The 7,769-nt window shown below is 70.4% G+C and carries 10 protein-coding genes, 1 tRNA gene and 1 pseudogene; 7 read left to right on the top strand and 5 right to left on the bottom strand.

The genetic code is table 11. The annotated features are described in order from the left end of the window. The coding region (locus tag VF825_RS13840; protein ID WP_331114264.1) for a hypothetical protein at window positions 1-253 on the top strand (253 nt) is incomplete at its 5' end. Window positions 254-333: 80 nt separating this feature from the next. Here VF825_RS13840 and VF825_RS13835 read toward each other — a convergent pair. Continuing rightward, window positions 334-606: a Smr/MutS family protein gene (locus VF825_RS13835; RefSeq protein ID WP_141787083.1), complete on the bottom strand. Its 273-nt coding sequence runs from the start codon at window positions 604-606 to the stop codon at window positions 334-336. 89 nt (window positions 607-695) lie between these two features. Here VF825_RS13835 and VF825_RS13830 point away from each other — a divergent pair, with 89 nt between their 5' ends. Continuing rightward, complete coding sequence (locus tag VF825_RS13830) at window positions 696-1,181, top strand: helix-turn-helix transcriptional regulator (protein ID WP_331114260.1); 486 nt, start codon at window positions 696-698, stop codon at window positions 1,179-1,181. Window positions 1,182-1,186: 5 nt separating this feature from the next. Further along, window positions 1,187-1,597, top strand: a complete 411-nt coding sequence (locus tag VF825_RS13825) for a VOC family protein (RefSeq protein WP_331114258.1) — start codon at window positions 1,187-1,189, stop codon at window positions 1,595-1,597. A gap of 12 nt (window positions 1,598-1,609) precedes the next feature. Here the strand turns inward: VF825_RS13825 and VF825_RS13820 are convergent, their stop codons facing one another. Then, window positions 1,610-1,828 carry a hypothetical protein gene (locus VF825_RS13820; protein ID WP_331114256.1) on the bottom strand — a complete coding sequence of 73 codons (219 nt, stop codon included), beginning with the start codon at window positions 1,826-1,828 and terminating at the stop codon, window positions 1,610-1,612. Between the two features lie 303 nt (window positions 1,829-2,131). On the opposite strand from VF825_RS13820, the gene VF825_RS13815 reads away from it, so the two are divergent. From VF825_RS13815 to VF825_RS13800, 4 genes are all read left to right on the top strand, one after another. After that, entirely contained in the window at window positions 2,132-3,076 is a 945-nt protein-coding gene (locus VF825_RS13815; RefSeq protein ID WP_331114254.1) for an adenosine kinase, read from the top strand. Window positions 3,077-3,159: 83 nt separating this feature from the next. Beyond that, window positions 3,160-3,798 (top strand): hypothetical protein, encoded by a 639-nt coding sequence (locus VF825_RS13810; protein ID WP_331114253.1) that lies wholly within the window; start codon window positions 3,160-3,162, stop codon window positions 3,796-3,798. Next, on the top strand, window positions 3,719-4,327 hold the full coding sequence (locus VF825_RS13805) for an SGNH/GDSL hydrolase family protein (protein WP_331114250.1): 609 nt from the start codon (window positions 3,719-3,721) through the stop codon (window positions 4,325-4,327). Before VF825_RS13810 ends, VF825_RS13805 begins: the two co-directional genes overlap by 80 nt. Before the next feature lie 678 nt (window positions 4,328-5,005). Beyond that, complete coding sequence (locus VF825_RS13800) at window positions 5,006-5,929, top strand: hypothetical protein (RefSeq protein WP_331114247.1); 924 nt, start codon at window positions 5,006-5,008, stop codon at window positions 5,927-5,929. 327 nt (window positions 5,930-6,256) lie between these two features. Here the strand turns inward: VF825_RS13800 and VF825_RS13795 are convergent. The 3 genes and pseudogenes from VF825_RS13795 to VF825_RS13785 form a co-directional block, all read right to left on the bottom strand. Continuing rightward, window positions 6,257-6,329, bottom strand: a tRNA-Ala gene (locus VF825_RS13795). A 50-nt stretch (window positions 6,330-6,379) separates the two neighbouring features. Further along, a complete protein-coding gene (locus VF825_RS13790) occupies window positions 6,380-7,315 on the bottom strand; it encodes an aldo/keto reductase (protein WP_331114265.1) in 936 nt (311 codons plus the stop codon). A gap of 155 nt (window positions 7,316-7,470) precedes the next feature. Then, window positions 7,471-7,769 (bottom strand): annotated as a pseudogene (locus VF825_RS13785) (hypothetical protein); the annotation flags it as partial.

The raw sequence follows: 7,769 nt of genomic DNA, 5'->3' as shown, positions 1-7,769 counted from the left end.
GGGCATCTCAGGGACCCCACTGGCGAACGTTCAGACAGCCGCGTGGCCGCGAATCTCTTTGCCCAGCAATGTCATTCGCGAGACCCATCTTGACGTCTCACGCGACGACCATGCCTTACGTCATCTGGCGCAGGCGCACGGGCATCATCTGGCGCTCATGTGGGGCTTCGAGTGGATCGTCGAGCAGGACTCCCCCACCGTCAAGGCTCTGACCTGCGGAAACGCGATTCTGCGACGTGTCCGTCATTGCTGAAGAGCGTCAGGGATTGCTGAGCGGAACGCTCTTTTGCTCGAATGCTCGCAGAGATTGCTGAGTTGTCACAGGACGCGACATCATCGGCGACCGCGTGAGGTGTTCCACCGGAAGTGCACGAAGATGCGGCCGAAGTTGTCGGAGTCCTTCTCCACCCGGTGGTACAGAGCCTTGACCTCCTTCTGGTCGAGGAACCGCAGCACCCGCTTCTTCAGGGCCCCCGACCCCTTGCCCGGGATGATCTCGACCAGCGGCGCCTTCTTCTCCACCGCCTCGTCGATGATGGCGCGCAGGGCGCGGTCGATGTCGGTGCCGCGGTTGTAGATGTCGTGCAGGTCCAGGACGAGCTTCACGGCCTCATGGTCCGCCCTCGCGCCCTGGGGTGCACCCCGGCGACGCGCAAGCGGGCCCGCCACGACCGATCCCGGCCTACGCTGGCGCTGTGACCCCGGAGGAGCTGGCGACCCTGGTGCGCCTGCGGCAGGCGCGGGACCGCATGGACCGCGACTACGCGCAGCCGCTCGACGTCCCGGCACTGGCCCGGGCGGCATACATGTCCCCGGCGCACTTCTCGCGGCAGTTCCGCGCGGCGTACGGCGAGACCCCCTACAGCTACCTCATGACCCGGCGGATCGAACGGGCCAAGGCGCTGCTGCGGCGCGGGGACCTCAGCGTCACCGAGGTCTGCATGGAGGTCGGCTGCACCTCGCTCGGGTCGTTCAGCTCGCGGTTCACCGAGCTGGTGGGCGAGAGCCCGAGCGCGTACCGGGCACGGGACCACAGCGACGGCGCGGTGGTGCCGGCATGCGTGGACAAGGTCCACAGCCGGCCGAGGCGGGTGACACCGGCGGCCCAGGCGGCGCAGGCAGCGCGCGGTGAGTCGAGCAGGATCGAAGAAGCAACCCCCAAGGCCACCGCCCTAACGTGAACGCCATGAACCTCTCACTCTCGCACTGCCACATCACCGTCAACGACCCGGACGAGGCGCTGGCCTTCTACCGCGACGGCCTCGGGCTCGAGCTGCGCAACGACGTCTCCAATGGCGGCTACCGCTGGCTCACGCTCACCTCCCCGTCCCAGCCGGATGTCGAGATCGTGCTCTCCCAGCCCGGCGGCGGCCGCTCCGCCGAGGACGCGGAGGCCCTGCTCACCCTGGTCACCAAGGGCTCGCTCATGGGCGCCATCTTCCGCACGGACGACCTCGACGAGACCTTCGAGAAGGTCCGGGCCTCCGGCGCCGAGGTGCTCCAGGAGCCGATGGACCAGCCGTGGGGCGTGCGCGACTGCGCCTTCCGGGACCCGGCCGGCAACATGATCCGCATCAACCAGGCCCCGTCGGCCTGACCATCGCTGCCGTCATCGGGGGCGGCGCCGCTCCGCTGGTTGTGCGGTCGTCTCGCTCGGGTCGCCCCGGTGGTCCGCGGCGCGCTGCGCGAGCAGGGCGCGGATCTCCCGGCTGTTCAGCCCCCTGATGTCGTCGAGGGTGATCGTGCCCTCGGCCAGGCCACGCTCGGCGAGGCGCACCAGCACCACGTGCTCGGGCTCGTGCAGCGATCCGTGAAAGGTGCTCGCCATGGTGTGGCTCCTGTCGGCGCGAGGGACGGGTACCCAGTGCGGTCGCCCCCTGAGACCGAAAGCGACAGTGACCGTATGCGACGTCGGCCACCGTCGGCATCATGCAAATCCTCAAGATCTGCCGGTTCCCGGGACGCAAATCTCCCAGCAGGGGACATAAGCGCCACGGTTCCTTGCGATTCCGGGCTGGACCGCGCGACACGGCATACCGGTCAAGGCGCCTACCTGGCTCCTTCGCCGTCCCCCGTCCGGTTGGATAACGGCGTGGTCGATTGCGCCACGACCTGAGCCGGGAGGATCCACGTGAGCGCTGAGACCGACGTCCTCGTCCTGGGAGGCGCCGGCGTCGACACGATCGTGTACGTCCCCGAGCTGCCCCTCGCGTACGCCGACAGCTACATGGTGCCGGCGATCCGGCAACGCGCCGGACAGACCGGGGACTTCGTCGCGATGGGGGTCAACGCGCTGGGTCTGCGCGCGCACCACCTCGACGTGATCGGCGACGACCCCGAGGGCGACCTGGTGCGAGCGCTCCACCGGGACAAGGGAATTGCGCTCACCGAGGTGCCGTCTCCGAGGGGGACGAAGCGCGCGGTGAACCTCGTCGACCCGGCGGGTCGCCGGATGTCCTTCTATGACAGCGACCGCTCCGCGGAGGCCGACCGGCTCCCCGAGGAGACGGTCCGGGCCCTGGCGGCCGCGAGCCGGCACGCACACGTCTCCATCTCCTACCCGTGCGCCTTCGCCCTGCCGCTGTTGCGCGAGGCCGGCGTGACCATCTCGACCGACCTGCACAACTGGGACGGGGTCGAGAGCTACCACGAGGCGTTCGCCCACGAGGCCGACCTGGTCTTCGTATCGGCCACCGCGCTGGTGGATCCGGAGCGGACGATGCGACAGGTCCTCGAGCGGGGTCGTGCCCGGGTGGTGGTCGCCACGGCGGGCGCGGACGGGGCCCACGTGCTGGTCGACGACGTGGTGACCCACGTCCCGGCCGTCACGCCGAGCGCGCCGGTGGTGGACTCCAACGGTGCGGGAGACGCCTTCGTGTCGGGATTCCTCTTCGGCTGGCTGGCCGGTGAGCCGCCGCTGCGGTGCGCGCAGTACGGCGCGGTGGCCGGCGCGTTCGCCTGCACGGTGCCGTCCACGGGGACCGACTGCATCAGCAGGGACGAGCTGCTGGAGCACATGTCGGCCCTGGAGCCCGATTCCCTTGCAGCGTCCCGGGAGCCGTCCCCCACGCGCTGACGTCCACTGCGCACGACCGCGTTCACAGGTGGGCCACGGGTTGGCGACAGCAACCGCCCGGCCGGGCGCCGCACCCTGAACGGGTGAGCCTCACCAACGCCCCGGCCAGCACCGTCTCCGCGTTGCCGTCGGTGCCGTCGCCGGGTCGTCGCCGGCCGCCCTGGCGGCTGCGCGCCGTTGCGCTGCTGTGCCTGACCTGCGCCGCCGTCCTGCTCCCTTGGGTGGCCTACCTGTCCACGTCGCTGCCGCGGACCTACATCCTCACGGACTGGAACGGTGCGTGGGTGGGCTTCGACATCTTGCTGATGCTGCTGCTCGCCACGACCGGCGTCCTGACGCGCCGGCAGCACCCGCTCCACCCCCACGCGGCCTTCGCCTCGGCCGCCGTACTCGTCGCCGACGCCTGGTTCGACGTCACGACCTCGGTAGGCAGCGACGCGGTGGTCGCGTTCGCCAGCGCCGTGCTGCTCGAGCTCCCGCTCGCCACCTTCCTCGTCCGGCACGCCTCGCGGTCGGTCACCAAGGCCGCGCGGGCCGCCGACGTGCCGGCACGGATAGTCTCGGCGCCCGGCATGCCGGGCGGTCACGATCGGTCGTTCGCGTGTCCTCAGGCAGCACGTCCCCGAAGTCGAGGAGGGGCCCATGATGGCGTGGTCTGTCGTCATGGTCGGCGACAGCATCACCGACTCCGACAGGCCGCGACACACGGACGGGCTCGGTGACGGCTGGGTCAGCCTGGCTGCCGCCGAGCTGAGAAGGCGGGGCGACGATGCCGTGGTGTTCAACCGCGGCGTCAGCGGCGACCGGGTGCAGGACCTGCGCGCCCGGTGGCGGGCCGACGTGATCGACCTCCACCCGGCGGTGCTCACCGTCCTGGTCGGTGTCAACGAGGCGTGGCGGCGATACGAGGACGGCGACCCGGTGACCGCCGAGGCGTTCGAGGCGGACTACCGGGCGATCCTGGCCGAGGCCGCTGCGGACTCGGCGCCGCGGCTGATCCTCATGGAGCCGTTCCTGACCGCCGCTGACGGGTCCCGGGCGCACTGGCGCGAGGACCTCGACCCCAAGCGCGCGGTGGTAGCCCGCATCGCGGCGGACCTCGACGCCATGTTCGTCCCCCTGCAGTCGATCCTCGACGAGGCGGCGAAGGTGCACGGCGCAGCGGCTCTGGCACCGGACTCGGTGCATCCCTCGGCGCTGGGGACGCAGGTGCTGGCGCGGGCTTGGCTCACGGCATACGACCGCCTCTGAGGGGATCGCCGGAGGCTGGTCATCAGTAGTCCGCGGTGGCAGCCAGCTCGACGTCGTCGCAGTCGCTGCGCCGAACCCGCTCGTACTCGTCGGCTGCCGTAGCCGGTCCCTGGCTCAGCACCGCGTCGAGCGGGCGTACGACGCGTCAGAGGCCCTTCCCCGGAACCGGGAAAGGGCCTCTGACCTTGCGTGGAGCTGATGGGACTCGAACCCCTCACCCCCTCGTTGCGAACTCGGGGAATGACGGTCGGGGGCGTCTGTTCGTGCAGGGATCTACTCAGGCGGCGCTGCCCGGGGGCGGCCGAACGCAGACGCGTTGCTGTACCAAATTGCTGTACTGACGCGGTCGCGAGTGGCCCCTTTTCGTCGCTGCGGGGACTAGGACTGAGACAAGTGCGACGCGGGTCACGTGTCCACATTTTCGAGCCCGACGCGCCGCGCCTCCGTTCACGAGTCGCGCGTCCACCACCATCGGGACTAGGACATGGCCCTCCGCCATTCGGACGACACGGCCTTCAGGCCCTCGTCCGCTTGGCCCTGTGGGGGCAGGCAGCGGTCCTCGACCATCGGGGTTCTGGGTGGTTAGTGCGTGTGGCTCCATCACGGGGGCCAGACGCCGCAGCAGGCTCACGTTCAGGGAGGGGCTTCATGGCGGTTCGACGGAGACTACTTGCGGTCATGGCAGCTGTGGTTGCCTCGCTTCCCCTTGTCGTGGCCCTGCCGGCCACGGTGACGCAAGCAGCCGGTGACCCCGTCATCGCCGCCGCCGGCGACATCACTTGCCAACCGCCGGGCAAGGCCAAGGCCAACGCCTGCCACCAGCAGGCCACCGCCAACCTGCTTGGTCTGGTCCCGTACGACGCGGTGCTGCCACTGGGAGACGGCCAGTACGACTGCGGGACGCTGAGCGGCTACCAGCAGGTCTACGCCCCAACCTGGGGGAAGTACCTGGCGAAGAGCCACCCCGTGGTCGGCGACCAGGACTACGGCGGATCCACCTGCTCGGTCCCCGGGGCCTCGGGCTACTTCACCTACTTCGGAGCTGCCGCCAGCCCGGACAACCCCACCTGCACCTCAGCCTGCAAGGGCTACTACAGCTACAACCTCGGCGCCTGGCACATCGTGGCGCTGAACTCCGAGTGCAGCCAGCCCGGCGTCGGCGGCTGCTCGTCCACCAGCCCTATGCTCACCTGGCTCCGCAACGACTTAGCGGCGCACCCCACAGCGTGCACCTTGGCCTACATGCACGAGCCCTACTGGGCTAACGGCAGTCTGGCTAAGAACTACCTGCCTGTCATCAAGGCGCTGTACAACGCCCACGTCGACGTGCTGCTGACTGGGCACAAGCACATCTACGCGCGATATGCCCCGCAGAGCCCCAGCGGCGGCAATGACCCGGCACAGGGAGTGCGCGAGTTCATCGTCGGCACCGGTGGTCACAACCACGCCGCGCTGGCGAGCCCGCTGCCCAACCTGCAGGTCGCGAACAACACGACGTTCGGTGTACTGCAGTTGACGCTGCACAGCAGCAGCTACGACTGGCAGTTCGTGCCCGAGGCGGGCCAGACCTTCACCGACAGCGGCACGACGACCTGCCACTGAGTCACCATGAAGACGGCCCGGCATCACGCGGGTAGGCGCACTGACCGGGACTCGGCACAGTCGTAGGTGACCCGCTGCGATGCGGGTACGGGTTTTAGGTCCACGGGGTTGAGCAGCCAGCCTGATCGAATCGGTGCAGCTGGTTCTTCGGGTAGCCGGCCGCGTGCGGGCTCTACACGCACGTCCCATCGGAACTCACGCGCAGCGCGCTGCACCGGCTCGGGGACCGTCTGGACGGGCTCGAGTGAGGCCAACTGCTGTACAAAACCGCTGTACGGCACGCCAGAGGCCCTCCCCCGCTTTCGGGGAAGGGCCTCTGACCTTGGGTGGAGCTGAGGGGACTCGAACCCCTGACCCCCTCGTTGCGAACGAGGTGCGCTACCAGCTGCGCCACAGCCCCAAGGTGCGGGCCACACGATAACACCCGGCGGGCCCGCGGCTGAAACCGGCTCAGCCCAACGCCTCCAGCGCCGCGAGGTCCTCGGCCGTGGGCTCCCACAGGCCGGCCTGTGCGTTGGACACGACCTGCTCCGGACGCGTCACGCCGGCGATCACCGAGGTCACCGCCGGCTGGGCGGCGAGGCCACCCATGGCCACCTGGAGCATGCTCAGCCCGCGCTCGGCGGCGAACGCCTCCAGCGCCTCGATCCTGTCCCAGTCCGCCCCCTCGAAACGCGCCTGCTCGATCGCCAGCCGGGACCCCTCAGGAGCCGCCTGGCCGCGCGAGTACTTGCCGGTGAGCAGGCCGTACTCCAGCGGGAAGAAGGGCAGGATCCCCACGCCGAGGTGCTCGCACGCCGGCACGAGCTCGGCCTCGACCGAGCGGTCCAGCAGCGAGTAGCGGTTCTGCGCCGAGACGAACCGCTCGTAGCCGCCGGTCCGGGCCGTCCAGTCGGCGTCGACGAGCTGCCAGGCGTCGAAGTTCGAGCAGCCGACATAGCGAACCTTGCCCTCCAGGACGAGCTCGTGCAGCGCCGCGAGCGTCTCCTCGATCGGCGTGACCGGGTCCGGCTGGTGCAGCTGGTACAGGTCGATCCAGTCCGTGCCGAGCCGCCGCAGGCTCGCCTCCACGGCCTGACGGACGTAGCGCCGCGACCCGCGCACCCCCCAGTCCGGCCCGTTCTTGCCCTGCATGTCCATGCCGAACTTCGTCGCGACGACGACCTGGTCGCGCCGGGAGCCCAGGGCGGTGCCCAGCATGGTCTCGCTCGCGCCGGGCTCGATGCCGTAGATGTCAGCGGTGTCGAAGAGCGTGATTCCCTGCTCGATCGCCGCGTCCACGATGCCTCGGGTCGCCTCGGCGTCGGCGCGCCGGCTGAACGCGTTGCAGCCGATGCCGACCGTGCTGACCATGAGGCCGGAGCTGCCGAGCGGGCGGTAGGTCATGTCAGCCATGCGCCCACCCTAGGCAGGCCTCACCAGCGCCGGTGTGCCGGGTGGCCGCGCCGAGGGGCGCCCAACCACCGGTATGCCGGGTGGCCGGGCCGGCGGGCAGGCCCACCAACCGCAGGCTGGCATCGCCGCACCGGGGGCGGTCCGGCTCAGGAGCCGACGGCGCGCCGGTCTAGCAGGCCGTCCAGCTCGCCGGAGGCCACGACGCCGCCGAACGAGGAGGAGGTGGCCGGCGCCGGGACAGGCGCCGGCTGCGGCGAGGGCTGCGGGGTCTGGGCCGCCCGCGCCTTCATCGTGTAGGTCGGCGGAGGCACGGGGACCGGTCGCCATCCGTCGGGGTCGTCCGCCCTCTGCGGCGTGGCCGGGTCAGCGATGACGGACGCGGCCGGGTCGGACGCCGGGGCCGCGGCCTCCCGCGCGGAGAGCTCGGCTGCGGCCAGGCTCGGCT

The sequence above is a fragment of the Oryzihumus sp. genome (genome assembly GCF_036391795.1).
Classification (GTDB): domain Bacteria; phylum Actinomycetota; class Actinomycetes; order Actinomycetales; family Dermatophilaceae; genus Oryzihumus.
This window is presented reverse-complemented; position numbering and strand designations above follow the sequence as displayed.